20 protein-coding genes and 1 rRNA gene are annotated in these 25,748 nt (G+C 55.3%); 13 read left to right on the plus strand and 8 right to left on the minus strand.

Going from position 1 to position 25,748, the window contains the following annotated elements; genetic code table 11:
- Positions 1-61, minus strand: a 16S ribosomal RNA gene (locus tag ACLTXB_RS15205); the annotation flags it as partial.
- A gap of 623 nt (positions 62-684) precedes the next feature.
- Here ACLTXB_RS15205 and metA point away from each other — a divergent pair.
- The 10 genes from metA (at position 685) to acrA (ending at position 11,017) form a co-directional block, all read left to right on the plus strand.
- The gene (gene metA, locus ACLTXB_RS15210) at positions 685-1,599 is read left to right on the plus strand and encodes a homoserine O-acetyltransferase MetA (RefSeq protein WP_308857842.1); all 915 of its coding nucleotides are present in this window, start codon (positions 685-687) and stop codon (positions 1,597-1,599) included.
- 13 nt (positions 1,600-1,612) lie between these two features.
- Entirely contained in the window at positions 1,613-2,275 is a 663-nt protein-coding gene (locus tag ACLTXB_RS15215) for an HD domain-containing protein (protein WP_008981906.1), read from the plus strand.
- Between the two features lie 140 nt (positions 2,276-2,415).
- Positions 2,416-2,790, plus strand: coding sequence for a BlaI/MecI/CopY family transcriptional regulator (locus tag ACLTXB_RS15220; RefSeq protein WP_008981907.1), 375 nt, complete (start codon positions 2,416-2,418; stop codon positions 2,788-2,790).
- On the plus strand, positions 2,787-3,695 hold the full coding sequence (locus ACLTXB_RS15225; protein WP_308857841.1) for a M56 family metallopeptidase: 909 nt from the start codon (positions 2,787-2,789) through the stop codon (positions 3,693-3,695). Before ACLTXB_RS15220 ends, ACLTXB_RS15225 begins: the two co-directional genes overlap by 4 nt.
- Before the next feature lie 16 nt (positions 3,696-3,711).
- On the plus strand, positions 3,712-5,115 hold the full coding sequence (locus tag ACLTXB_RS15230; protein WP_308857840.1) for a hypothetical protein: 1,404 nt from the start codon (positions 3,712-3,714) through the stop codon (positions 5,113-5,115).
- A gap of 15 nt (positions 5,116-5,130) precedes the next feature.
- The gene (locus tag ACLTXB_RS15235) at positions 5,131-6,603 is read left to right on the plus strand and encodes a hypothetical protein (protein WP_428227581.1); all 1,473 of its coding nucleotides are present in this window, start codon (positions 5,131-5,133) and stop codon (positions 6,601-6,603) included.
- Between the two features lie 431 nt (positions 6,604-7,034).
- Positions 7,035-7,871 carry a 3-hydroxyacyl-CoA dehydrogenase family protein gene (locus ACLTXB_RS15240; protein ID WP_008981912.1) on the plus strand — a complete coding sequence of 279 codons (837 nt, stop codon included), beginning with the start codon at positions 7,035-7,037 and terminating at the stop codon, positions 7,869-7,871.
- Between the two features lie 23 nt (positions 7,872-7,894).
- Positions 7,895-9,037 carry an acyl-CoA dehydrogenase gene (locus tag ACLTXB_RS15245; RefSeq protein WP_008981913.1) on the plus strand — a complete coding sequence of 381 codons (1,143 nt, stop codon included), beginning with the start codon at positions 7,895-7,897 and terminating at the stop codon, positions 9,035-9,037.
- An 18-nt stretch (positions 9,038-9,055) separates the two neighbouring features.
- Positions 9,056-9,856, plus strand: coding sequence for an acryloyl-CoA reductase electron transfer subunit gamma (acrB, locus tag ACLTXB_RS15250; RefSeq protein WP_020989365.1), 801 nt, complete (start codon positions 9,056-9,058; stop codon positions 9,854-9,856).
- A gap of 21 nt (positions 9,857-9,877) precedes the next feature.
- Entirely contained in the window at positions 9,878-11,017 is a 1,140-nt protein-coding gene (gene acrA, locus ACLTXB_RS15255; protein ID WP_008981915.1) for an acryloyl-CoA reductase electron transfer subunit beta, read from the plus strand.
- Between the two features lie 103 nt (positions 11,018-11,120).
- On the opposite strand, the gene ACLTXB_RS15260 is transcribed toward acrA, so the two are convergent.
- Complete coding sequence (locus ACLTXB_RS15260; protein WP_428227582.1) at positions 11,121-13,190, minus strand: gamma-glutamyl-gamma-aminobutyrate hydrolase family protein; 2,070 nt, start codon at positions 13,188-13,190, stop codon at positions 11,121-11,123.
- Positions 13,191-13,443: 253 nt separating this feature from the next.
- Between ACLTXB_RS15260 and dpsA the strand changes: the two genes are divergently transcribed.
- Together dpsA and ACLTXB_RS15270 are read left to right on the plus strand one after the other, a co-directional pair.
- Positions 13,444-14,337: a dipicolinate synthase subunit DpsA gene (dpsA, locus tag ACLTXB_RS15265; protein ID WP_428227583.1), complete on the plus strand. Its 894-nt coding sequence runs from the start codon at positions 13,444-13,446 to the stop codon at positions 14,335-14,337.
- Positions 14,334-14,912 (plus strand): dipicolinate synthase subunit B, encoded by a 579-nt coding sequence (locus ACLTXB_RS15270; RefSeq protein ID WP_008981918.1) that lies wholly within the window; start codon positions 14,334-14,336, stop codon positions 14,910-14,912. Before dpsA ends, ACLTXB_RS15270 begins: the two co-directional genes overlap by 4 nt.
- A 46-nt stretch (positions 14,913-14,958) precedes the next feature.
- Here ACLTXB_RS15270 and glmM read toward each other — a convergent pair whose 3' ends face one another.
- From glmM to ACLTXB_RS15285, 3 genes are all read right to left on the minus strand, one after another.
- The gene (glmM, locus tag ACLTXB_RS15275; protein WP_008981919.1) at positions 14,959-16,323 is read right to left on the minus strand and encodes a phosphoglucosamine mutase; all 1,365 of its coding nucleotides are present in this window, start codon (positions 16,321-16,323) and stop codon (positions 14,959-14,961) included.
- 74 nt (positions 16,324-16,397) lie between these two features.
- Positions 16,398-17,060, minus strand: coding sequence for a UDP-N-acetylglucosamine pyrophosphorylase (locus ACLTXB_RS15280; protein WP_008981920.1), 663 nt, complete (start codon positions 17,058-17,060; stop codon positions 16,398-16,400).
- A 36-nt stretch (positions 17,061-17,096) separates the two neighbouring features.
- Positions 17,097-18,185, minus strand: a complete 1,089-nt coding sequence (locus ACLTXB_RS15285; protein WP_428227584.1) for a phosphotransferase enzyme family protein — start codon at positions 18,183-18,185, stop codon at positions 17,097-17,099.
- Positions 18,186-18,523: 338 nt separating this feature from the next.
- Here ACLTXB_RS15285 and ACLTXB_RS15290 point away from each other — a divergent pair, with 338 nt between their 5' ends.
- Complete coding sequence (locus tag ACLTXB_RS15290; RefSeq protein ID WP_428227585.1) at positions 18,524-19,351, plus strand: carbon-nitrogen hydrolase family protein; 828 nt, start codon at positions 18,524-18,526, stop codon at positions 19,349-19,351.
- A 57-nt stretch (positions 19,352-19,408) separates the two neighbouring features.
- On the opposite strand, the gene ACLTXB_RS15295 is transcribed toward ACLTXB_RS15290, so the two are convergent.
- The 3 genes from ACLTXB_RS15295 to ACLTXB_RS15305 all read right to left on the minus strand — a co-directional run.
- Complete coding sequence (locus ACLTXB_RS15295; protein WP_428227586.1) at positions 19,409-21,340, minus strand: gamma-glutamyl-gamma-aminobutyrate hydrolase family protein; 1,932 nt, start codon at positions 21,338-21,340, stop codon at positions 19,409-19,411.
- 349 nt (positions 21,341-21,689) lie between these two features.
- Positions 21,690-24,335: an S-layer homology domain-containing protein gene (locus tag ACLTXB_RS15300; protein ID WP_428227587.1), complete on the minus strand. Its 2,646-nt coding sequence runs from the start codon at positions 24,333-24,335 to the stop codon at positions 21,690-21,692.
- Positions 24,336-24,896: 561 nt separating this feature from the next.
- On the minus strand, positions 24,897-25,748 hold an 852-nt coding region (locus ACLTXB_RS15305), incomplete at its 5' end, for a M20/M25/M40 family metallo-hydrolase (protein ID WP_428227588.1).

Raw genomic sequence — 25,748 nt, forward strand, 5'->3', positions numbered from 1 at the left:
CTTGCATGTGTTAAGCACGCCGCCAGCGTTCATCCTGAGCCAGGATCAAACTCTCAATAAAATGGTATCTAAAGAGCCAAAGCTCTTCAAATCACTTTATTGAAGCTTAAAAACTAGCTTCAAAGAAATTTAACGATTGTCCTTCAAGCTAAGCTTGTTTGAACAACCAAATCCAATTTGGTGCTTCGTGTTTGTCACGTTGTTTAATTTACAAGGTACACACCGCTTTGCAGCGGCGGGAGTTCATTTTACCACACCGTTTCGACCTTGTCAAGAGCTTTTTTTGAAGTTTTTTCAAACTTTTCAGCTCTCAGGTCAGCCCGGCAGGCTTCTTCCTTATTGGCCGCCCTCACAGGCGACTTGATTAGTTTACCATATCTCAGTTCGCTTGTCAAGAACTTTTTTCGCACCGTCAGGTGGTTTTTGTTCTCTCATTCAAGCCCGCTTTTGACTTGGAAACCACTGTCTCGCGGACAGCTTCGATAGAATACCACCGCTCCCTCCATTTGTCAACAGGTTTTTTCATATTTTTCGAATTTTTTCTTCTCTTCCCGAAATAAGGTCTTTTCCCCCTATTTTGTCCACCAGTGAGCTACATTTATCCTCAGAAATACGCCTTGCGCATCCTTCCCAGTTATGATACCCTATTTTTACGAATTCTATATTATAAGGTAGGTCATTCCCATGCCCATTAAAATTCCCGATTCCCTTCCTGCTACTACTACATTGGAGGGAGAAAACATCTTTGTTATGACGGAGTACCGGGCTATGCACCAGGATATCCGCCCTCTGAACCTCCTCATCTTAAATTTGATGCCCACTAAGATCGTGACTGAGACCCAGCTGCTGCGTAAGCTCTCCAACTCTCCTCTTCAGGTCCAGGTAGAACTGCTGCACACCCTCAGCCATGTATCTCAGAATACAGATGCCAGCCACCTCTCTTCCTTCTATACTACCTTTGATCAGATCAAAGACCGGAAGTATGACGGTATGATCATTACCGGAGCTCCGGTAGAAAATCTGGACTTTACCGATGTGGACTACTGGGATGAGCTGTGCGAGATCATGGAATGGACCAAGACCCACGTTCACTCTACCCTGCATATCTGCTGGGGTGCCCAGGCCGGTCTCTATTACCATTATAATATTCCTAAGTATGATCTGGGTAAAAAGCTCTTTGGCGTCTTCCCCCACACAGTGGTGCGCAAACGCAGCCCCCTGTTCCGCGGTTTTGATGATATCTTCTATGTTCCTCACTCCCGCTATACTGAAAACAAGCTGGAGGATGTTCTGGCTGTCCCGGAACTGCAGCTGCTGGCTGTCTCGGAGCAGGCTGGCGTCTTTGCAGTAAAGAGCCAGGATAACCGCCGCTTCTTTATTACCGGACACCCCGAATACGATCCCGACACCCTGGCCAATGAGTACTTCCGGGATGTAAACAAGGGCATCGACATCAATGTTCCGGACAACTACTTCCCCAACGACGAGCCCACACAGCCTCCCCTGGTACGCTGGCGCTCCGCTGCCCAGCTGTTCTATACCAACTGGCTGAACTATTACGTGTATCAGACCACGCCTTACGATATCCGCGACATTTAAAAGGAGCGATACCATGGAAGTAACCTTTGATATGATCCGCTCCTCTCCGGAGATCCGGACTTACATCACACAGGCCGACGCTTCTCTCACAGCTCTGGGCTTTACGGAGCACTCCTTTGCCCATGTAGGCAAGTGCGCTCATGTGGCCGCTCAGATCCTGACCGAATTGGGGTATACTCCCCGCGAGGTAGAGCTGGCTCAGATCGCCGCCTACATGCACGATATCGGCAACGTGGTCAACCGCCACGACCATGCCATCAGCGGTGCTACCATGGCTTTCCGCATTCTGGACAACATGGGCATGGATCCTTCCGACGTGGCAGCCGTCATCACCGCTATCGGCCATCACGATGACTCTACCGCATTTCCGGTCAATGCCATTGCCGCTGCCCTGATTCTGGCGGACAAGACCGATGTGCGCCGCAGCCGCGTGCGCAACAAAGACATGTCCACCTTTGATATTCACGACCGGGTCAACTACTCGGTAGAGCGCTCGGAAGTTTTGCTGGATGTGGAGTCCAAGACCATCACCCTCTCCCTGTCCATTAACACAGAGATGTGCGCGGTCATGGACTATTTTGAGATCTTCCTGCAGCGGATGCTGCTGTGCCGCCGTGCTGCGGAACAGTTGGGTCTGAGTTTCCGTCTGGAGATCAACGGCCAGCTTCTGCTTTAAACCAATATGTTCTTTTTACAAGTCCTGGGTATCGCCCAGGGCTTGTTTTTTTCTGTCACCGCTCTGTAACTTGACTGTGATCTACCACAAGTGTAGTATATAATTATCAACTACATTTGAAGTAAATTGGAGATGATACCATGAAACGTCTGCCCGACACCGAACTGGAAGTCATGAAAGCCCTGTGGAAGCTGGGCGCCGATACCCCTCGTGCCGCTTTGGACCAAGCGCTGGAGGACTTTGGCTGGGCCAGCAACACGGTAAACACCTATCTGGCCCGATTGGCTGAAAAAGGCTTTGTCTCGGTGCGCCGGGAAGGAAAAAGCAACCGCTACACTCCCTTAGTTTCTCAGGAGGATTATTTGGCCTTTGACAGCCGCAGCGTGCTCTCCCGCCTGTACGGCAGCTCTCCCCGAAATTTTGTGGCGGCTCTGGCCCGAACCGGGCTGAAACGCCAGGACCTGGATGAGCTGCGCTCCCTGCTGGACCAGCTGGAGGAGGACACCAAGGCATGACAGATTTTCTATTTTATTTAGGTGCTCTGTCCCTGGGCGGCGGTCTGGTTGGACTGATCCTGATGGCTACCGGACTGCTCACCCGCTCCCGGTACGCCGCCCGGTGGCGCTGCTGGGGCTGGCTGCTGCTCTGCCTGCGTCTGGCCATCCCTTTACCCTTCTCTTTTCCAAATGTTCAGGTCCACGCCCCCATTCAGCTTCACTCCCCCAGTTTGGAGCGCCCCTCAGAACTGCCTTTTACCGCCGGACGTCCCTTTCAAGAGGCGGTGCCATCTCCGGTCTCACCCACCGGTTCTTCCAATGAAGAGAATCCCTCTTCCTCTACATCTTCTTCTCAGAACACCCCTGAACCTGAGCCAGAAACAAAGCCTACGATCTATGTTTCTCAAATCGTCACTGCGGTCTGGCTTTTGGTCGCAGCAGGAATCCTCATTTGGAATCTCATCGCTCACCTTCGACTGCGGCGTTTCCTGAAGCGCTGGGCCGACCCGGTAAGGGATGCTACGATCCTCCCGCTCTATAATGCCATGGGCGACCAATTGGAGCTGGACCGCCGTCCCCGGCTGATGACCTGTCCTGGGTTGGCCGCTCCCATGCTGGCAGGGCTGCTCCATCCTGTGCTTCTGCTGCCGGAGCAGCCCCTTGCCCCGAAAGAACTGGAATACGCCCTGCTCCACGAACTGACCCACTACCGCCGCCGGGATATCTGGCTCAAAGCCCTGGCTCTGTGGGTGCGGGCCGTGCACTGGTTCAATCCTCTGGTATGGCTCATGGCCCGGGCCATTGAACAAGATACCGAGCTATCCTGCGACGAGGCGGTTCTGCGGCGTCTTCCACCAGAGGAACATGCCGCCTATGGCAAGACTATCTTGTCTGCGGTGGAGCGGCTGAAGGCCCGCTCCTGACGAAAGGAGTTCAAATATGGCACCAAGACTCCCCCGCTCCCCTCTCACCACCCGGCTGTCCGGATCTGCCCGGGAGACGGAGCACCGTATCCGTAATATCTTCCAATGGAAAAAGAAGCGTCCGCCTGTGCTGGTGCTGGTCCTGACTGCCGTGCTGATCGCTATGTGCGGAGGATTGGTTTCCTGCCAGGAGCGGACAGAACCAGTCACTCTGGTCATGGATGCCCAGTATTACGACACACAGGGTAACTATATTGAGATTCCCGCCCTGGCCATGTCTGCCGATACTCAACCCACTGCCGGAGTCACCGCCATCAACCAGGCCCTAAGCCAGTTGAAGCAGGAGTATCAGGATATCCTGGATGGGGTCGTCGATGACTCTTCCCTGTCATCCACCGAAAATCACTGTCTGCTCTACCCCACCGAAACTCAGCGCTATTGGAATCTGGTCTTCTTCCGGGAGGAATTTCACACGGACCTGAATACCGGGCATGTCACCTCGTTGGTCTATAACAAAGAAACAGGCCAGCAGGTGACCCTGGAGGAGGCTCTGGAGTTAGCCGGGCAAACCGTGGACGATCTCTGCCAGGCCCTGGCGGACCAGTACGATCCCACCTTGGGTCAGGATATCCCCGGTGCCGACCTGTGCATCCAGAACCAGACCGTGGAAGGCTTCCGCATGGGAGCGGACGATCAGCCTATTTTCTATCTCACTGCCCGGGTCGATGACCGGAATGACACAGCATCCGACTTTGTCAGCGGCTCGGATAACCTCTACATCTGGTCCGATGGAACATTTACTCTTTATGACCAATATGCTGTCACGGACCTTCAACCGCTGGTTCCGTCAGAGGAGTGCATCGATCTGAATCCGCCTCTGTGGCGGCAGTGGAATTTCAGCGGCGGAGAACCGGAGGGAGGATTTTCGGTGTCTGCCAGCTTAAGTCTGCAGGATCCGGAGGTCTGTCTCTACCGGGATGGTTTTCCCAATCCCATCGGTCCAGGTTCTTCTCTCTCCTTCTCCTGTCTGGACTCTACGCATATCGACACCCAGCGTCTGGAGAAGTATGAGCCTATCTACAACCCGGGAGACTACTGGCTGCGCAGCAGTGGTACGACAGGCACCGGAAGTTTTACCGCTCTGAGTTACTACAACAGCACTGAGGACCGGGAGTCCATCAATACTCTGGATGTTACGATGCCCGATCTCTACACTCCCCGAGGTATCCGAGTGGGTGCCAGCCGAGAAGACGTGCTGACAGCCTATCCCGAAGCAGTATCAGAAGATTATTGGGGAAAGTATCCAGGCCAGGACTATCTGTGGTACTGCCGCGATTCCAACGACTTTGGAACTGCTATTTTATTCTTCTTCAATGGGGATACCCTGCACCAGATCACACTCACCAATATGTTTGACTGATTGGAGGCTTTGCTTATGGACAAGCGCTGTACGCCCCACTCTCCGCTGACCACCCGGCTGTCCGGCTCGGCGCGAGAGACGGAAAATCGCATTCGCAATATCTTCCAGTGGAAAAAGAAGCGCCCGCCGGCACTGGTACTGGCTCTGGCTGCTTTAGTCATTGTTTTGTGCGGCTCTCTGGTATCCTGTCAGGAGGGAACCACCTTTGTCTCCAACGTTGCCTCCGGTCGGGTGGACCAGATGGCTCTGAAGGATGATCTGGCTGAATCTGCTCAAACCCTTTTTCCCTCTGGCGTTATTCAACCCACTTCTGTGGAACTAATGGCTTTCATCCCCGGTGATGACGGAAATGTTGCCCTGGGAGCGGTTTGTGTACAAACCGACCGTTCCGAATCACTGCTCGCCTTGGGCGTACAAGACCAGCTAACCGGCCAGCTGACCGCTCCGGTCTTCGCCACCATATGCACCGGAAGCCAACCCCATGTGGTAACTTTTAATAAGGACGGAGAAAGCTACCTTCTCTATGTGGCCAACAGTATCCACCTAGGGCTTACGTATGGAGAAGCTGGCCTCATCCGCTATGACGGAACTGACTTCACCTGGGTCTGGCCGGTGGAGGGGGGCGTGCGAGAGGAGGACTCTCAGGCACGGAAGGATTATGAGGCCTACTGGCAGGAGTACAAGGCTCTTATGGCTCCCGGCGGCGTAGATATCTTTGCACAGACTGACAACGCGGTCATCAACGGAGACGGACCTCAGTGGGCACCCGACCACAACGAGACCTTTTACCCTGCACCGGAGGACACCCTCCCCATCCCGGTTCCCTGGCAGGTCCGCAATTGGTTGGAAACCTTTACCCGTCAAGACAACAACCCGCTGAATGCCAACAATACCTCTGCTCTTTGGTCCATCCAGTCTCTGACACAGACTGAGCTGACATCCGTGGAACTGAAAAACACCCAGACTGCCTACACGGTACTGGCCCGGGCAGACACGGATGACACACTCTGGTTTACCGCCTGCCTCATCTATGACAGGGACGAGAACTCCTTGGAGGTCTATGACTATACCACAGGCTCTCTGGAAGAGGTCACAGAATACATCGAAAGTCTGGTTACCCTGATCTCCGGGATTGATTCCCAGGAGTTCTATACACTGGCCCACCAATACTACAGCCAGAAATACCAGGGACAAACCTACTACTTTGCCGTAGACCAGCCCGAAGTGCCTCAAGAAGGAGACCTGCGTTTGGGATCGGTGAGCTATAATGGATCCTGCCATCTTCCCCAAGGCATCGGCTCTGCTTACACCGTAAGCTTCTCCAGATACCGTTCCGGAGAGTGGGCATCGCCCCGCATTCAGTATCTGGTTCTGCTTCGAAATGAAGATGGTTCTTTCTCATCGGTGCTGGGGGAGCCTTCTTCCTATCATGAGAACATGTCGGCATATGAAATCGTCCACCTGGCCGTTGACCAGGCAGAGAAATAAGCCTTTTTTCTCATCTCGTTCTTTCCTCTCACGCGCGGCGGACTTGGTTCCGCCGCGCCCTTTTTCTCCCCTCCAAATCTCCCCTTCTATTCCATCTTCTTCATTGAGAAATTCCATTTTTTCATCCCATTTCCCATCCTTTCCGCTGCCTCTGTGAGCTCTCTGTGATTTTAACATTTTTATCAAAATTTCAGTATAAAAACTGTGTATTTTGCCGGGTAGCTTCCCCCTTGCTTCCGCCCTGAAAAAACGATATAATTTGTAAGGTACATAAACAGTTATGCCTTTTCCGGCCTTCGCAACAACAGGTATTTTTCCTGTGTTGCGCTTTTTCTGGTCTTGGTTTGTTAATTTTCTAACAAAACTGTTTAGAACCCGTCAAATTGTTTTAGATTTGACCGTTAGAAATCAACTTTTTAGGAGGAAACACTATGAAGGTTGCAATTTTCGGCGCCGGCACCATGGGTCGTGGTATTGCCCAGGTCTTTGCCGCAAACGGGCATACTGCCCTGATGTACGCCAGCAGCATCGCCTCCGCCCAGCGCCATAAGGAACAGCTGGACGCTTCTCTGCAAAAGCGGGTCGCCAAGGGCAAAATGTCTCAGGGCACCAAGGACGCTCTCATGGCCAATGTGCTGGTCGAGGAAGAGTCCGCCGCTGCTGATGCTGATCTGGTGATCGAGTGCATCGCCGAGGAGATGGGTCCCAAGAAGGAGCTGTTCCATCGCCTGGACGAGCTGTGCAAGCCGGAGACCGTGTTTGCTTCCAACACCTCCTCTTTGTCTATCACTGAGATGGGCAATGGTCTGAAGCATCCCCTCATCGGTATGCACTTCTTCAACCCCGTGCCCAGCATGAAGCTCATCGAGGTCATCCGCGGCGTGAACACTCCCCAGGAGACCTTCGACTTTGTGTACAAGCTGGCTCAGGACATCGGCAAGGAGCCCGTTGAGGTGGCAGAAGGCCCCGGCTTCGTGGTCAACAAGCTGCTGATCCCCATGATCAACGACGCCATCGGCCTGGTTGAGTCCGGCACCGCCTCCGTCGAGGACATCGACAAGGCTATGCGCCTGGGCGCCAACCACCCCATGGGTCCTCTGGCCCTGGGCGACTTCATCGGCCTGGATATCTGCCTGGCCATTATGAACACCCTGTACGATGAGACAGGCGATTCTAAGTATCGTCCTGCCCTGCTGCTGAAGAAGATGGTCCGCGGTGGTCTGCTGGGCGTCAAATCCGGCAAGGGCTTCTACGATTATTCCAAGTAAAAAAGTTTTAGGAGGACTGGAAAATGGATTTTCATCTGACTAGAGAGCAAGAGATGGTCCGCAAGATGTACCGTGAGTTTGCGGAGAACGAGGTCAAGCCCCTAGCCGAGGAGCTCGATGAGGAAGAGCGCTTCCCCATGGAGACCGTCGAGAAGATGGGCAAGCTGGGCATGATGGGCATCTACTTCCCCAAGAAGTACGGCGGCGCCGGCGGCGATGTGCTGTCCTACGCTATGTGCGTTGAGGAGCTGTCCAAGGTCTGCGGCACCACTGGTGTTATCGTGTCTGCCCACACCTCTCTGTGCTGCGCCCCCATCTATGAGCACGGCACCGAGGAGCAGAAGATGAAGTATCTGCCCGACCTGCTCAGCGGCAAGAAGATCGGCGCTTTCGGCCTGACCGAGCCCAACGCCGGCACCGACGCCTCCGGCCAGCAGACCACCGCTGTTCTGGAGGGTGACCACTATGTGCTCAACGGCTCCAAGTGCTTCATCACCAACGGCACTGTGGCCAGCACCATGGTCGTCTTCGCTATGACCGACCCCAAGGCCGGCAACCACGGCATCTCCGCTTTCATCGTGGAGAGCTCCTTCCCCGGCTTCTCCGTTGGTAAGAAGGAGAAGAAGATGGGTATCCGCGGTTCTTCCACCTGCGACCTGATCTTTGAGGACTGCATCGTTCCCAAGGAGAACCTGCTGGGCAAGGAAGGCCAGGGCTTCAAGATCGCCATGCAGACTCTGGACGGCGGCCGTATCGGCATCGCTGCTCAGGCTCTGGGTCTGGGCGAGGGTGCCATTGACGAGGCCGTCAAGTACACCCAGGAGCGTATCCAGTTTAAGAAGCGTCTGTCTCAGTTCCAGAACACCCAGTTCCAGCTGGCTGACATGCACACCCGCATGAAGGCTGCTCAGTACCTGGTGTACGCCGCTGCCTGCAAGAAGGAGAACCACGAGCCTTACTCCGTGGACGCCGCCATGGCTAAGCTGTTTGCCGCCGAGGCCGCTTCCGATGTGACCCGCCGCGCTGTTCAGCTGTTCGGTGGTTACGGCTACACCCGTGAGTATCCCGTGGAGCGCATGATGCGTGACGCCAAGATCACCGAGATCTATGAGGGTACTTCCGAGGTCCAGCGCATGGTCATTTCCCGTGCGATGGGTGTGAAATAAGATAGGAGGCAGATGGAAATGAAAATCATTGTTTGTGTTAAGCAGGTCCCCGATACCTCCGGTAAGGTGGCCGTGAATCCCGATGGTACTCTGAACCGCGCCTCCATGGCGACCATCACCAACCCCGACGACCTGAACGCCGTCGAGGCCGCTCTGGTCCTGAAGGAGCAGACCGGCGCCGAGGTCGTTGTCGTCTCCATGGGTCCTCCTCCTGCCGAGGGCATGCTGCGTGAGGTTATGGCTCGCGGCGTGGACCGTGCTGTTCTGGTTTCCGGCCGTGAGTTCGGCGGTTCCGATACTTATGCTACCTCTCAGATCCTGGCCGCTGCTATCAACAAGATCGGCCTGGACGAGGACGACGTGGTGTTCTGCGGCCGTCAGGCTATCGACGGCGACACCGCTCAGGTTGGTCCCCAGATCGCTGAGAAGCTGGGCATCCCCCAGGTTTCCTACGCTGCTGAGATCACCAAGGAGGGCAAGACCCTCACCATCAAGCGTATGCTGGAAGACGGCTACATGACCATCAAGGTCAACACCCCCTGCCTGATCACCTGCATCAAGGAGCTCAACGAGCCCCGATACATGAGCGTGGGCGGCATCTTCGAGTGCTATGAGAAGCCCTACGAGGTCCTGGACTACAACGCTCTGAAGGACGATCCCCTGATCGATCCCGCTACCATCGGCCTGAAGGGTTCTCCCACCAACATCCTGACCTCCTTCACTCCTCCTCAGAAGGGCGCCGGCATGATGCTGGAGGGCGCCGACAAGGCGACCTGTGAGAAGCTGGCCGGCATCCTGGCTGGCAAGCATTTGATCTGATAGAAGGGAGAATTGAAGAATATGTCTACTTTCAACAGTGCTGATATCGCTGCCTTCAACGGCGGCGTGTGGGTATTCTGCGAGCAGCGTCAGGGCACCATGATGCCTACCTCCTTTGAGCTGATTTCCGAGGGCCGCAAGCTGGCTGACGAACTGGGCACCAAGCTGTACGGCATTCTGCTGGGCCACAACATCGAGGGCATTGCCAAGGAGCTGGGCGGCTACGGTGCTGACGGCGTATACGTCTGCGACCACCCCCTGCTGGAGAACTACACCACCGACGGCTACACCAAGGTCATCTGCGACGTGATCGAGGAGTACAAGCCTGAGATGATGCTGATCGGCGCCACCAACATCGGCCGCGATCTGGGCCCCCGCTGCGCCGCTCGTCTGCACACCGGTCTGTGCGCCGACTGTACTCACCTGGACGTGGATATGGGCATCTACAAGGACTTCCTGCGTGAGGCCTCCACTCTGCCCGCCGAGAAGATCGACGGCCTGAACACCGCTATGGTGCTGGGTGAGAAGCACGACGTGTCCCGCGACCTGAAGATGACCCGTCCTGCTTTCGGCGGCCACCTGATGGCTTCCATCATCTGCCCCCGTTTCCGTCCCGCTATGGCTACCGTGCGTCCCGGCGTTATGAAGAAGGCTCCCTTCGATCAGGCCAAGGCTGACGCCTGCGAGCTGATTAAGCCCAACTTCTCCCTGACTGAGGCTGACATGCAGACCCAGGTCATCGAGGTTGTCAAGGCCGCTAAGAAGCTGGTCGACCTGATCGGCGCTGACGTGGTCGTCTCCGTGGGCCGTGGCATCTCCAAGGACGTCGAGGGCGGCATCAAGCTGGCTGAGGAGCTGGCTGAGGTTCTCGGCGGCGTCGTGGGCGGCTCCCGTGCCACCATCGACTCCGGCTGGCTGTCCGCTGACCACCAGGTTGGTCAGACCGGCAAGACCGTTCACCCCAAGATCTATGTTGCTCTGGGCATCTCCGGCGCCATCCAGCACAAGGCTGGCATGCAGGATTCCGAGTGCATCATCGCTGTGAACAAGAACGAGAACGCCCCCATCTTTGAGATCGCTGACTACGGCATCTGCGGCGACCTGTTCAAGGTTACCCCCATGCTGATCGAGGCTATCAAGGCTGCTAAGGCTGCTCAGTAAGAGTAAACGTTCTACGCCCCGCTTCTCCAAGAAGCGGGGCGTTTTTATTGGCAAAAAGGGAGGTCCCGAATACTCGGGACCTCCCTTTTTCTATGGATAGAAGTTATGACGCATGGGCCAGGAGCGCCTCAAAGAAGTCCATGTATGCATCATGGTCCAGGGCGTCGGCCTCAGGGTGGAACTGCACACCCAAGGTGAAGTCGTTGGCCTGGTACTCCAGAGCCTCAATCACCTCGTCCGGTCCGTAGGCTACCACGGTCAGGCCCTGCCCCACACGCCGGGGATTGGCCACCTGGTGGTGCCAGGATGCTACGTCAGCCAAGCTCGTGCCGCCTACGATGGAGTACAGCAGAGAGTCGGTATCGGTAACGGTAATGTCGTGACGGGCCCAATCGGGCTTATTGCGGTGGACGCGATAGCTGTCGTCCTTGCCCAGATAGGTGGGCAGATCCTGGATCAGACCGCCGCCGCACACCACATTCAGCATCTGCATTCCGCGGCAAATTGCCAGCATAGGTTCGTCGGTCTGGACCGCTGCCTGGATCAGATTGTAGTCCGAGGTATCCCGGATGTCCCGGTACTCGGTGTTGTCCTCCAGCAGGGGGCTGTGCTCATCGCCGTACAGGTCGGGGTTGATATCCTCGCCGCCGGTAACTACGATGCCGTCCACGCTCTTCAGCGCGGAGACTGCCTGCTCATAGCGGGTGATTTGAGGCAGATGGGTCACTACGCCGCCCGCCTCACGGATAATATCCTGAATGTCGGTATAGTCCACCGGATCACCGCCCCAAGAGATGCCGATGACCGGCTTCTCAGAGGCATAGGCCACCAGATTCTCAAAGAAGGTCAGGCAGGTATCAAAGTCGCAGGGAGCTTCCTTGCCCTGATAGAACACCAGGCTGCAGTCATTCTCCGGATGGAACTGCACGCCTACGCAGAAGGTCTTATCCTTATTTTCCACGGCTTCAATGATATCAACACCATTCAGCGTGGTCTTGGCGGTGACGGTCAGGCCTGTGCCCTCCACGCTCTTTACCGCCTGGTGGTGCCAGGAGGAGACGTTTTTCAGCACATCGGCGTTTACCACGTCGTACAGCAGGGAGTCCTTATCGATAATATCCACATCGTGGCGGGCATAGTCCCGATTGGGAGCATCGGCGGGCATCCGGTGCAGGTCATTGTACTCCGCGCCCTGGGCGGCGAAGTAGTCGGGAATGTCCTGGATAAAGTCGGCGCCGGAGACGATGCTCATCATCTGCATACCACGGCAGGCTGCAAAGGAGGGGATGTCCTGCTGGATGCAGTAAGCCATCAGTGTATAGTCGGAAATATCTCGGGTCGCGTTAATCTCTTCCCCGTGATTGGCTTCCTTCTGAGGCTCAGCAAAGAGAGAAGGGCTGATATCCTCGCCGCCGGTAAAGAACACGCCATCCACCTCAGCCATGACCTGAGCCACATTGGTATTGGCAAAGTTCTTTGCCTTGATCTGGTCTGCGTAGGCCTGCTTAAGCATCCCACTCTCCTCCAGATAGGCGCTGGTCACCTTGTTGCTGCTGTCATACTCCACAGCAGAGGAAGTGATCTGGGGCAGCTCCACCGCCACACCGCCTGCTGCACGGATCACAGTGGCAAATGCAGCATAATCCTGCGTATTGCTCTTCCAGCTGATACCGATAAACGGCTTGCCTTCCATGGCCTTAGCATTGGACATCATCTGAACGAACACAGTCTTGTTCACTGCGCTGTTCGGGCTGTACTCCACTCCCTGAGTCAAGCCAGTGCTGGATACCGCAGTATTATAGCTGGCAGGCCAGGCAGTCAGGACGCCATTGGGAACATCCGCATACCGCAGCAGGATCGCCGCCGCCTCTACCTGGGTCGCTGCCGCATTGGGAGAGAAGGTATCACCACTCGTACCACTCATCAGACCCTTTGCATAAACCAGGTTGATAGCTCCCTCATAGATGCTGTTCTCAGCCACATCAGAAAACGCGCTGGGTTTCGCCTGGTACTCTGCCAACTGACCGGACAGGCCGGCACTTTCTACCAGCAGTGCCGCCATTTCTCCTCTGGTCATGGTGTCTGGTGCTGCGGAGGCTGTTACTACCAGTCCCGCAGTCAGGGCACCAGCCGTACACAAGGACAAGAATTTACGAAAGATCCCCTTCTTCATTTCTTGAACTCCTTTCTTTTTGCCGCTATGGGATGCTGCCTTTCCCATGCTCCCCTCAAAGTAACGGAACGGCAGAGAGCCCATCCATTCGCAATGCCTTTTCAGACTATTTCAAGCATTACTTCCAAGAAGAGTATAATATAGTGCGTTGTTTTTGTCAATAAATACAACACATTCTTTCCCTTTTTCTTCTGTGACCGCCCTTCTCTGCCGCGCATAGGCTGGAACAGCACGGAGAGGGAGGAGATCAACTATGGCATGTGCAAAAACAATTTGGCTGTTGGGAGGAGACCGGCGGCAGGCAGAGCTGGCCCGACTGCTGGCTATGGACGGGCATACAGTCCACACCTGGGCTTTGGAGGAGGGATTACCCGCCGAGGAACCGGGCTGCGCCCGCCAGCCTCCCGACGGCCTTTCTCAGGCAGACTGTGTGATCCTGCCGCTGCCGGCAGCAGATGGGACGGTGCTACATAGTCCCCTGTCCCAGTTCCACCCCAGTCTGCGGCAGGTCTTTGACGCCCTGGCGCCCGGCCAGCTGGTGCTGGCGGGGATGGCAGATCCAGGCTTGAAAGCACTGGCCCAGGAACACGGGGTATGCCTGCTGGACTACTTTACCCGGGAGGAACTGGCAGTGGCCAACGCAGTACCCACAGCCGAGGGAGCGATCCAGATCGCCATGGAGCAGCTGCCCATCACCCTCCACGGCGCCCAGGTGCTGGTGTTGGGCTTTGGGCGGATCGGGCAGGCTACCGCTCTGCGTCTGGCCGCTCTAGGCGCTGAAGTGACGGTAGCCGCCCGTCGCTGGGAAGCCCTTGCCTGGGCGAAAGCCGTAGGCTGTAAGGGCGTCCTTCTGTCCCAGCTTACGGAAAGCCCCTGCCCCTTCCAGCTGGTGGTCAACACCGTCCCCGCCCTGGTCCTGGGACGGGAGGTCCTGAAAGCTCTGCCTGCCGGCTGCCTTATTCTGGATCTGGCCAGCAAACCAGGCGGCGTGGACCGCACCGCCGCCCAAGAACTGGGTCTGCCCGTCATCCATGCCCTCTCCCTGCCGGGCAAGGTGGCCCCTGTAACTGCAGCAGCCATCCTTCAAACCACCATATATCATATGCTCCAGGAACTGGAGCAGCCAGGAAAGGAAGATGCTACATGATCGACCAAACGGTCGGCTTTGCCGTGTGCGGCTCCTTCTGCACCCACGCCAAGGCCATGGAGGCCCTGGAGCAGGTAAAAGCCCGCTTCTCCACGGTGATTCCCATTGTCTCGGAGTGTACCGCCGCTACCGACACCCGCTTTGGCCCTGCCCATGAGCTGATGCGGGAGATGGAGCGAATCTGTGACCGGCGGGTCATCTCCTCCATCCGCGAGGCAGAACCCATCGGCCCCAAGAAGCTGCTGGATCTGCTCATCATTGCTCCCTGTACCGGAAACACGCTGGGCAAACTGGCCTGCGGCATTACGGACACGGCGGTCACCATGGCCGCCAAAGCCCATCTGCGCAACCAGCGCCCCCTTCTCATTGCCCCCTCTACCAACGACGGTCTGACTGCCTCCGCTCCCAATTTGGGCGCTCTGCTCAGCCGTAAATACATCTATTTCGTCCCCTTCGGACAGGACGACCCGGTGAAAAAGCCCACCTCCCTGGTGGCCGACTTTTCTCTGGTGGCCGACGCGGCTCAGGCAGCCCTGGAGGGTCGCCAGCTGCAGCCTCTGCTGCGGGTGGTTTAGGCAAAAAAAATTCCCCGGCCCAGGCCGGGGAATTTTTGTATTCTGATTAGATCGCGTGACCCTTCTGCTTGATCATATCCACCACGCGCTGGGCCAGAGCCTGGCATAGCTCCTGATCGGGAGCCTCCACCATCACGCGGACAAGGGGTTCCGTGCCCGACTCGCGGACCAGGATGCGGCCGGTGTTGCCCAGCTCGGCAGCCACTGCGTCCACAGCGGCTTGAACATCGGCGTCAGCCTGGGCAGCCTTCTTATCCTTTACCCGCACGTTGATGAGCACCTGAGGATAGATGGTCACCGGCTCAGCCAGCTTGCTCAGAGGCAGCTTCTTGGCCAGCATGGCCTCCATGATCTTCAGGGAGGTGAGGATACCGTCGCCGGTACGGGCGTACTTGGTGAAGATGATGTGGCCGGACTGCTCGCCGCCGATGCGGTGGCCGTTCTGCACCATGTTCTCATAGACATACTTGTCGCCCACGGCGGTCTTCTCATAACCGATCCCCGCCTTCTCCAGAGCCTTGTACAGGCCGAAGTTGGACATGACGGTGGTAACCACCTTGTTGGTGACCAGCTTGCCCCGCTCCTTCATGTAGCAGGCATACAGGTACATGATCTGATCGCCGTCCACCAGCTTGCCGTTCTCGTCCACGGCCAGGCAGCGGTCAGCATCGCCGTCATAGGCAAAGCCCACGTCCATCTTGTTCTCCACTACGTAGCGCTGAAGGCCCTCGATGTGGGTGGAACCGGCGTTGAGGTTGATGTTGGTGCCGTCGGGGTTGGTGTTGATGGTGAATACTTGGGCACCCAGGGCCTCAAAGATCCGGGGGGCAATGTGCCAGGCGCTGCCGTTGGCACAGTCCAGAGCCACGCGCTTGCCCTTGAAGGAATACACGGCCAGGGAGATGAGGTAACCCATGTAGCGGTTACGGCCGGCAGTATCGTCCACGATGCTGCCCACCTGGGCCTCGGTGGCCATGGGCAGCTCCTTCCAGGGCTGTCCGTCCAGCTCCAGCTTGCCGTCCAGATAGTCCTCTACCAGGGAAATGACGCTCTCCTCCATCTTCTCGCCTTCGCCGTTGATGAGCTTGATGCCGTTATCATAGAAGGGGTTATGGGAGGCGCTGATCATCACGCCGCAGTCAAAGCCGTCGGTACGGGCCACGTAGGAGACAGAGGGAGTGGTGGTGACATGGAGCAGGTGGACGTCAGCGCCGGAGGCGGCCATACCCGCGCTGATGGCGTACTCCAGCATATAGCTGGAGCGGCGGGTATCCTTGCCCACCACGATCTGAGCTCGGTGGGTGCGGCCGAAGTACCAGCCCAGGAAGCGGCCGATCTGATAGGCGTGGTCAGCAGTCAGGCCCTCGCCGGCCTTACCACGGAACCCGTCCGTGCCAAAATACTTTCCCATATGTATTCACACTCGCTTTCTATACTAAATGTATCTAATTACACCGGTGAAAAGACCGGATGGAAGGATGCGGTTCAGGTGCGGGGGATAATATGGTCCTTATCCTTATAGATGTGGTCTGCCTCCACCGTGCCTCGTACACAGGAGGTGGGATAGACGCTGCTGCGGCGGCCCAGGATGGTACCGGGGTTGAGCACCGAGTTGCAGCCCACTTCCACAAAGTCGCCCAGGATGGCGCCCATCTTCTTGCGGCCGGTCTCGATCTTCTCCTCGCCGTTCTTGATCACCACCAGGGTCTTATCCGACTTTACATTGGAGGTAATGGAACCGGCTCCCATGTGGCTCTTATAGCCCAGGATGGAGTCGCCCACGTAGTTATAGTGGGGGGTCTGGACGTTGTCAAAGAGGATGACGTTTTTCAGTTCCACGGAGTTGCCCACCACACAGTGCTCGCCAACCAGAGCGGAGCCGCGGATAAAGGCACAGTGGCGCACTTCAGTCTCAGGACCGATGATGCAGGGCGCGCCCAGATAGGCAGTGGGAGCCACGGTAGCCGTCTTATGGACCCAGACGTTGGGCTGGGGCTGGTCATACTCCTCGGGGGACAGTCCCGCTCCCAGGGTAAGGATCAACTCCTTAATGCCGTCCAAAGCCTGCCAAGGGTACTGGAACTGCTTGAGATAGTCCCCCGCCAACGTATGGGAGAGGTCCAGAAGATTACTGATTTCCAAATTCATGGTTCATTGCCTCCTTGTCAAATGCAGCTTGAGGCGTCAGCGGTACTGCTCCATGCACTGGTGTACCACTGCGTCCATCTCGTCCAATTTTTGGAGCATATCCTTCGCCAGAGCGATCTGACAGCGTGCACGCACCAGATTGTGCTCCGGATACTGGATCTTAAAGTAGGGGCTGCCCAGAATATAATCATCCAGGAAGCGGGTAGCCAACTCACAGGTCAGAGCAAAACAGCTCAGGGCCAGGGTATCTACCTCTTGCTGGGTGAGGGTGGCAGCAGTGTGCTTCAGGAAGCCCTGGGTGAAGGCCCGGAACACTTCCATATCCACCCCAGCCTTCTCTGCCTCGGGGGAATCCTCCTCCACGTAGTTGGCCGCAAAGCGGATGGCATCGCCAAAGTCGTGGCCCACCAGGCCAGGCATTACGGTATCCAGATCAATGACTACGATGGCCTGGTTTCCGTTGGGCTGAAAGAGGACATTGTTGATCTTGGTGTCGTTATGGGTCACCCGCAGAGGCAGCTGTCCCGCCTTATAGAGGTCGGTAAGACGACAGGCCTGCTCCTGCACAGACTTGAGCCACTCCACCTCCTCGGCCACCTGGGCAGCCATGCCCATAGGATCCTCCGCTACATCGGCAAGCAGCTTCTGATAGCGCTTGCGGGTGTCGTGGAAATCGGGAATGGTCACGTAGAGCTGCTGGGCATCAAAGTCGGCCAGCAGCATTTGGAACTCGCCAAAGGCCTCACCGGCACTGCGCACTACCTCCAGGTCGGAGCAGGTATTATAAGTGCTGGAAGGAATGTAGTTGAACAGGCGCCAGAACCCGTTGTCATCAAAGAGATAGATCTTCCGGTTCGGCGTATGGTGAAAGTGCAGAACGGTACGCTGGGGCTGCTTGGCGTGGATGTACTCGGTCACCTTATCGATGTTCTCCATAACCTCCACCGGCTTTTTGAATACAAAGGTATTCACCGCCTGGATGATATAGGACTTGGGCCGTCCATCCGGCCGCAGATAATTGACCTTATAGGTGCGGTTTACATTCCCCACCTTAATCTCCTCGTAGGACTGAAAGGCCCCCTCAATACAGAAGGCCTGACAAACCTGCTGAAGCTTTTCTTCCATGTGTTTGTACTCCTCTATGTAAGATCCCGCGCACTTGGCTCGGCGGGTATTTTAGCTTAACACTCCTATTATAATGCCTCTGGAGCGGTGGAGCAAGCATCATATCAGGCAGTTTCCCGAGCAGCTTCTCCAATGGAACATATTATAATCGCTTTCTTCCGGTTTTTCCATAAATTTATCCTGCTTTTCTCTTAAAAAATATATATTTCCTGTGGTAATCTTTGTTATTTTCTCTTTTTTTGAAAACTTTTTTCTTCCATTCGGCTGAGGATATGCTACAATAGGAAAAACGGGGCCGCGCCCCAGGACTTTGTATTTCAGAGAAAGGACGAGCGCTTATGAACAAATTTCTTGCCGGCGTGATCCAGCTGGATTCCCAGGACGATGTGCAGGCCAATCTGGCTGCTGCGGAAGAACTGATCCGCGGGGCTGCCGCCCAAGGCGCTAAGCTCATCTGTATGCCTGAGAGCGTCAATTATGTGGGACCCGGAATCCGGGACATTGCAGAAGCCGTCCCCGGTGGACCGACCTTCCAGCACTTCTCCGCGTTGGCCAAAGAACTGAATGTGTGGCTGCACTGCGGCAGTATCTACGCCCAGAGCGGTGAGGAACGCCCCTACAACTGCACCATGGTCATCAATCCCCAGGGAGAGCTGGCTGCCCACTACGAAAAACTCCATCCCTTTGACGTGTCCATCGGCAACGGCGGTCCCACAGTCCGGGAGTCCGACCGGATCTGTCCCGGCCAGAACATCGTTACAGTGGACACCAAAGAAGTTGGTCATCTGGGTCTGTCCATCTGCTATGACATGCGCTTTGGTGAACTGTTTCGCATCATGGCTCTGGAGGGAGCCAATATTCTCCTGTGCCCGGCCAACTTTACCCTGAACACCGGCAAAGATCACTGGCTGCCTCTGCTCAAGGCCCGTGCCATTGAAAATAGCTGCTATGTGATCGCACCGGGCCAGATCGGCAGAAAACCCCGTTTCCAGGCCTATGGCCATTCCATGGTCATTGACCCATGGGGCAATGTGATTGCCTGTGCCTCTGATAAACCCTGCTTTATTACGGCAGAGATCGATTTGGATTATGTCCAGACGGTGCGCCAGCAGATCTTCACGCTGGAAAACCGCCGCAGTGACCGGTATATCCTTCAGCGCCTCTGATCCCAGCAAAAAAACCGCGCGGCCAATTGGCCGCGCGGTTTTCTGCTCTAAGAATATTTATTTGGCAACATTCTCACAAAAACGCATCAGGATCTGAGCCACTTCTGCGCGGGTAGCGCCGCTGGTGGGAGCCAGCTTGCCGCCGTCCTTACCGGACAGCAGAGTCTCGCCCACGGCCCACTCCACAGAGGACAGCGCCCAATCGGAGATGGACTTCACATCCGTAAAGCCACTCACATCGCCCTTGGCACTCACATCATAGCCCTTATTCTTGGCGTAGCCGTTGAGGATCAGGGCCATCTGCTCCCGGGTCAGAGTGTCGTTGGAGCCAAACTTATCCGCGGAGTATCCGCTGATGATTCCCTTCTGGGTCGCCCACAGAACCGCGTTGTAGTACCAAGCGTCTTTGGAAACATCCTTGAAGGTCAGCTCGCCGGACACAGCGGGATTACCCTCCATGCTGTACAGCACGGTGACCAGCATGGCGCGGTTCATGGTAACGTCGGGGCCGAAGGTAGTGGCGCTGGTGCCGTTGAACAGGTTGTTCTGATAGGCATAGTTCACTGCCTCATAGTACCAGGCGTTATCGCTGACGTCGGTGAAGGGAAGCTGCACTTCCTGCTTTGCATCATGAAGGGCGGCATAGTCTACCAGCGCCTTCAAGGGGGCATTGCACAGGTCCTGGTCCACATCTACCCCGCGGGTATCTTCCAGAGCGTCCCGCTCGGGGTGCCACTGAAGTGCCAGCGCGAAGGTAGCATCCTGATACTCAATAGCCTCAATAATTCCATCGGAGGACTGAGCCACCACAGTTATACCCTCACCCAGATTTTCGGGGTCGATCGCCTGGTGATGGGCGGTAGCGATCAGGTCAATGCTGTCCGTGCCGATAATATCATACAGCCACTTGGAATCCTTAGAAATACCAATTCCCTCATTGCTGTTATCCAGCTTATGATAGCCGGTGCCGCCGCTATGGATCAGGCCATCGATCTGTACCCGCAGATGTCCCTCTTCACATCCGGCGTCAAAGTCTGCATAGGTCTCGGTATCCGCATCGTAAGACTTGCCCAGGAGATTTCCCTCAGCATCATACATGGTATAACCGGTATCCTTTACCGGATTGGCCAGGATCTCAGGAATCTCCTCCAGTCCATACTTCTCACACGCTGCCTGCAGCTTTGCCATATCCGCCTCAGAAGGTCCGGAGAGGACTCCGGTCACACGGGCGGGAGAAATTTCACCATTAAGCACCTTCTGTCCCAGGTAGTAAGGAACATCCTGAATCAGGCTGCCACCCATAGCCACATTGAAGCCCTGGGCGCCGCGGCACACTGCCAGCAGAGGAACATCCATAGCCACAGCCTGCTTCATCAGGTAAAGATCCGATGTATCCCGGGCGTCATTCCAGCCGGAAGAGCCATGAGGGCTCTGAGCCTGATCATAGAGGTCGGGATTCCAGTCCTCACCACCAGTGAAGAAGATACCATCCAGTTCAGACAGGACCTTAGCCGCTTCCTGCTCCGTCTTTACCTGAGTCAGGTATACAGCAATGGCTCCGTTTCGCTCAAAAGCTTCGGCAAAACCCTTGTAGTCATCTCCGATCTCGTCCTTTTTCCAGGAGATACCTACCACCGGCCGAGGTGTAATCTTGGTCACCTCTACCTTGGTCACAGTGCCGTTTTCCAGAGTGAGGTTGGCCGTAATGGCATCTCCCAGATCATCCGGGGTCCCCAGAGCGTCCTTCAATGCATCCAAAGAATTGATTCCCTGACCAGACACTTTGGTCTCCTGTGTAACAGGCGCAGAGTAGACTACATTGTATTCCAGTTCACCATCGGAGTTAATGACGTACAAAATTGCGTCTGTCACTGTTGCATTCGCCTCTGCAGGCTGAGCACTGACTCCAAGGGTCAGCAGTCCCAGCAGCATGCAAAAAGTCAACAGCATACTGAGCAACCGCATGGATTTTCTTTTCCAGACATTCATAAGAGCCCCTCCTTTACGTTTCCTTTTACAAGGTACATCCATAACGCCTGCATTTTCCATATATCTTATTCAATTACAAGATCAGGAAGATATTTTTGCAAATCGCATAGATGTTTATCTGTATTATATTCCTGCATTTTATTTACTGTCAATATATTTGTGCTTACTATACAACATTTCTCCTGTTTTCTTGTTTAAAAGCATTTTGTTTTTATCCCTTATCTCCTTGCAGAACCATTTTATTTTAAAAAAGCGTCTTCAACATTGCAAGTTCTTTTACTCACTCCATCAAAAACCACAAAAAAACCGCGCGGCCAATTGGCCGCGCGGTTTTCTGCTCTAAGAATAATTATTTGGCAACATTCTCACAAAAACGCATCAGGATCTGAGCCACTTCTGCGCGAGTAGCGCCGCTGGTGGGAGCCAGCTTGCCGCCGTCCTTACCGGACAGCAGAGTCTCGCCCACGGCCCACTCCACAGAGGACAGCGCCCAATCGGAGATGGACTTCACATCCGTAAAGCCACTCACATCGCCCTTGGCACTCACATCATAGCCCTTATTCTTGGCGTAGCCGTTGAGGATCAGGGCCATCTGCTCCCGGGTCAGAGTGTCGTTGGAGCCAAACTTATCCGCGGAGTATCCGCTGATGATTCCCTTCTGGGTCGCCCACAGAACCGCGTTGTAGTACCAAGCGTCTTTGGAAACATCCTTGAAGGTCAGCTCGCCGGACACAGCGGGATTACCCTCCATGCTGTACAGCACGGTGACCAGCATGGCGCGGTTCATGGTAACGTCGGGGCCGAAGGTAGTGGCGCTGGTGCCGTTGAACAGGTTGTTCTGATAGGCATAGTTCACTGCCTCATAGTACCAGGCGTTATCGCTGACGTCATTGAAGGGGAAGGAAGAGAGATTTCTGGGGTTGTCGCCAATATAGCGGTACAGGAGGAAGTTCAGGGTTTCCTTGTCATAATCCACCACACCGTACTGATACAGCGTGCCGTCATAGCCCTTGGAATCGGTGACATCGGGCTCCACCAGCATGGCAATCACGTCAGCAGCCACCTGGTCCATGGGGAACACATACGCACCGTTGGGGAAGGAGACCTTTTCCGCCTCTCGCAGATCGGCAATGCAGCTGTTGCTGCCGTCCTCTTCCACAAAGTAATACTGCTGCAGCTCGATTTCGGTGCCCTTGCCTACCTTGTAATACTCCGCGCCCTGGTTATCCATGATGTAGAGAATCTTATCGATGTTTTCCACATCCGCAGGGATCACATAAGCAGTGGGACGCACACGGGTACGTGCGCCGGTGTCGTTCAGGTCCAGATAGACCTTCTCCTCACGCTTCAGGGTACCGTCGAAATAGTACTGGGTATTCAGAGCATAATACTCGGTCTTGGTGTTGCCGGAAGAAGTCTGATACAGATACAGCAGATCATCTTCGTCGTAAGTCTTACCATTCTCAATGGTCTCGGCACGGGCGTCGGCTACCGCCTTCTTGATCTCGTCAGCCCGCTCAGCAGTCTGCTCAATGTAGGACATGATGGCAGTCTCCTGAGAGAATACCCGGCGCTCAAAATTGGTCTTGCCGGCACCGATACCGCGGGTCTCGATCAGGAAGGAGACGCAGTCATACAGGCCAAAGTAGGCGCGGCCAATGGGGTTATTGACGGTGGTACCGTAGTGGTATACCCGCAGGCCAGCATCTCTGGCGTCCTCGAAGGCCTCGCCGCATATTTCCAGCGCGATCTCGGTCACTTCCGGATCATTGTTCAGGCTGGTAGCAGGAGTGGTCTCCAGGTCATAGGCATTGCTCATGTAAGCCTTGCCGGTCTCTTCTCCGGAGCTGGCTCCATAGAAAGTAAACTCGTGGCCGTCCAGAACGACCTCAGCCATAAACAGGCGGTATGCCGTATGCAACTGAGCCAACTCCGCAGCCTTCAGGGCCATATGATCCCGGTTCATGTCAAAGCCGTCATAAGTTGCGCGGCTGAAGAGATAAGAACCGTCCGGATTGATACGGGGAACGATCACGACGTTGATATCATCCAGCAGAGCTTTGGCCTCAGGGTCATTGACAAAGTTGTCCACGACGACCAGAGCACCCTCGCCGGAGGCGGGCTCATTGGGATGGATCTGAGTCTGATACCAAACGGTGGTCTTTCCATTCTCCTTCACCAGCTTAGCAGCCTCTTCCAGAGTGGCATTGGCAGGGATCTTGGTGTTGGTGAAGATGGCCAGAGGAATATCAAAGTGGTAGTTGGGAGTTTCGCCGGCGGAATAGAGGTACATATAGTCGCACTTCTTATCCCGATCCTGCATGAACTCTACCATCTCGTCCTGAGTGGTAAACTCATGGGCGGCGTCCGTTCCGTCAAAGGCGGGCGTGTTATACTCCTTGTCGTGGGTGGTATTCTCAGTGGTGAAGTGCTCCAGGATCTCGTCGGGCCAGATGCACAGCATGGCATCCCGGGCGTCCATCACATAGGAGTCAGGAGCCTGAGAGGGCTTTACCGTGGGCTGATAGCCGTCGCCGAACTCATCATCATTTTCACCCAAGGGACCGCCGACCACTTCAATCGTGATGCCCTTGTCCACATCGTTCTGGGTGATGTTGACGATCTTCAGGATATTATAATATCCGTTGCCGGAGATGTGATAGCTATACACGCCCGGCTCTGCAGCCGTGTAGCTTCCATCGGCATTCGCTTTGATTTCTTTCAGCTCACCCCGGGAGATCATTTCCTCCAAGGTGCGGCTGGAAGAGGTGGGGAAGCCAGCATAAAATTCTAGTTCAGTCTTTTCGGGATCAATGTCTTTGGGATATGTAAAGGTTACATTTCCCTTCTCCTCGGCAGCCAGAACAACCATATTCTCTGCTGTTCCATCCGCCACAGTCTGAGCCGATACGCCTACTGTCAGCAGGCTGAACAGCATAGCAAGCGCAAGGAGCATACTGATCCATTTTGATGTCCGTTTACCAGAGACGTTCATGTTGAGACCTCCTTTTCTTTCCCTCCGAAGCATTCCAGGAGAAATTTTGTGCCTTGTGATCTGGGTCATCCCCTGTGAAGCAAACTTCTGTGCACAACAAATTTCCTCTGGATCGGTACGTTTATTATATCTTTCTTTTTCTTCTAACGTCAATCTTTTTGTATATATCAGCCAAAAGTCAATGTTATTTTTAACAGTTAGATAAAATATTAGCCTTTTCAGCTTATTTTAAGGAAATCTGGGGTGTTTATTGGTAGATTGTTAAAAAAGCATTTCTGAAAGAAATCTGAAATATTTTCTCTGTCAGAATTTTTCCATTAAATTAGTGAAAAATGTCAGAAAACACCTCGTTATTCCCCATGGAGGAACCTCCCTGCCTGTCTTTACTGTTCCAGGCCGGTGCAGCTGAGATACCGTAGGACATTGACTTGTCTGAATGCGCGCATCCAACATCTTTCTGCATCGCGCTGAGACTGCCCCCTCCCCCCTTTCTCACGCATAAAAAATCAGCCCCGGCGGAAGAATTTCCGCTGGGGCTGGTCATTTTGTTTCTCGATTCGTTTACGCGTTGGCCTTGGCCTGCTCAAACGCATCCCAAAGCTCCTTGACCCGTTCCGGCTGGCAGATCAGGTCGCAGGCCGTTCCGGCCAGAGTCTTGGCACCGTACAGGATAGCGTCGTGAGCCTCCTGGCTCTTGCCCGCATCCACAAATGCCTGGGTATGGCTGGAAGTACCGGTGGGCACAAACTTCACCCGGATACAGCAGCCGGGCATGTGGTTGGTCACGTTGCCGAAGTCTGTGCTGCCCGTCTTCTTCCGGACCGGAGCCAGACCGGGCGCGCCGCAGGCGGCGGCATTGTCCATGATGATCTCATTGAGAGGATAGCAGGGCACCTTATTGTCCAGGCTCTTCTCCTTGGTGATCTCATACTCCACATCAGCCATCAGAGCCGCTCCCTGGATGATCTGCTCAAACCGACGGCACACGTCATTGAGCACTTCCCGGGAATAGCTGCGCAGGGAGAACTCACCCACCGCCCGGGCAGGGACTACATTGGTGGGGCCGGGAGTTTCCTTAATGGTGTAGTGCATCCGGGTATCCTCTCGCACATGCTCCCGCAAAAATTCCATTCCGTTGAAGGCCAGCAGCAGAGCATCCAGAGCGCTGCGCCCCTTCTCGGGAGCCAGAGCGGCGTGAGCGCCCTGGCCTTTAAAGACAACCAGATAGTTGGTCAGAGCCAGGCTCTTCTCATCCACGCAGGTATCCGGTCCGCCGTGCATCATCAGAGCCACATCCATGTCCCGGAAGTACCCCGACTCCCACATGGAAACTTTGGCGCTGCGGGTCTCCTCCGCCGGAGTGCCGTACACCACCAGCTGGAAGGGATTCTCAAAGCCCGCCTCTTTCAGCGC

The sequence above is a fragment of the Flintibacter sp. genome, assembly GCF_046973065.1.

Excerpts from the sequence above, each read along its gene's own strand:
- metA (WP_308857842.1), top strand. The coding sequence starts at position 685 with ATGCCCATTAAAATTCCCGATTCCCTTCCTGCTACTACTACATTGGAG.
- ACLTXB_RS15215 (WP_008981906.1), top strand. The coding sequence starts at position 1,613 with ATGGAAGTAACCTTTGATATGATCCGCTCCTCTCCGGAGATCCGGACT.
- ACLTXB_RS15220 (WP_008981907.1), top strand. The coding sequence starts at position 2,416 with ATGAAACGTCTGCCCGACACCGAACTGGAAGTCATGAAAGCCCTGTGG.
- ACLTXB_RS15225 (WP_308857841.1), top strand. The coding sequence starts at position 2,787 with ATGACAGATTTTCTATTTTATTTAGGTGCTCTGTCCCTGGGCGGCGGT.
- ACLTXB_RS15230 (WP_308857840.1), top strand. The coding sequence starts at position 3,712 with ATGGCACCAAGACTCCCCCGCTCCCCTCTCACCACCCGGCTGTCCGGA.
- ACLTXB_RS15235 (WP_428227581.1), top strand. The coding sequence starts at position 5,131 with ATGGACAAGCGCTGTACGCCCCACTCTCCGCTGACCACCCGGCTGTCC.
- ACLTXB_RS15240 (WP_008981912.1), top strand. The coding sequence starts at position 7,035 with ATGAAGGTTGCAATTTTCGGCGCCGGCACCATGGGTCGTGGTATTGCC.
- ACLTXB_RS15245 (WP_008981913.1), top strand. The coding sequence starts at position 7,895 with ATGGATTTTCATCTGACTAGAGAGCAAGAGATGGTCCGCAAGATGTAC.
- acrB (WP_020989365.1), top strand. The coding sequence starts at position 9,056 with ATGAAAATCATTGTTTGTGTTAAGCAGGTCCCCGATACCTCCGGTAAG.
- acrA (WP_008981915.1), top strand. The coding sequence starts at position 9,878 with ATGTCTACTTTCAACAGTGCTGATATCGCTGCCTTCAACGGCGGCGTG.
- ACLTXB_RS15260 (WP_428227582.1), bottom strand. The coding sequence starts at position 13,190 with ATGAAGAAGGGGATCTTTCGTAAATTCTTGTCCTTGTGTACGGCTGGT.
- dpsA (WP_428227583.1), top strand. The coding sequence starts at position 13,444 with ATGGCATGTGCAAAAACAATTTGGCTGTTGGGAGGAGACCGGCGGCAG.
- ACLTXB_RS15270 (WP_008981918.1), top strand. The coding sequence starts at position 14,334 with ATGATCGACCAAACGGTCGGCTTTGCCGTGTGCGGCTCCTTCTGCACC.
- glmM (WP_008981919.1), bottom strand. The coding sequence starts at position 16,323 with ATGGGAAAGTATTTTGGCACGGACGGGTTCCGTGGTAAGGCCGGCGAG.
- ACLTXB_RS15280 (WP_008981920.1), bottom strand. The coding sequence starts at position 17,060 with ATGAATTTGGAAATCAGTAATCTTCTGGACCTCTCCCATACGTTGGCG.
- ACLTXB_RS15285 (WP_428227584.1), bottom strand. The coding sequence starts at position 18,185 with ATGGAAGAAAAGCTTCAGCAGGTTTGTCAGGCCTTCTGTATTGAGGGG.
- ACLTXB_RS15290 (WP_428227585.1), top strand. The coding sequence starts at position 18,524 with ATGAACAAATTTCTTGCCGGCGTGATCCAGCTGGATTCCCAGGACGAT.
- ACLTXB_RS15295 (WP_428227586.1), bottom strand. The coding sequence starts at position 21,340 with ATGAATGTCTGGAAAAGAAAATCCATGCGGTTGCTCAGTATGCTGTTG.
- ACLTXB_RS15300 (WP_428227587.1), bottom strand. The coding sequence starts at position 24,335 with ATGAACGTCTCTGGTAAACGGACATCAAAATGGATCAGTATGCTCCTT.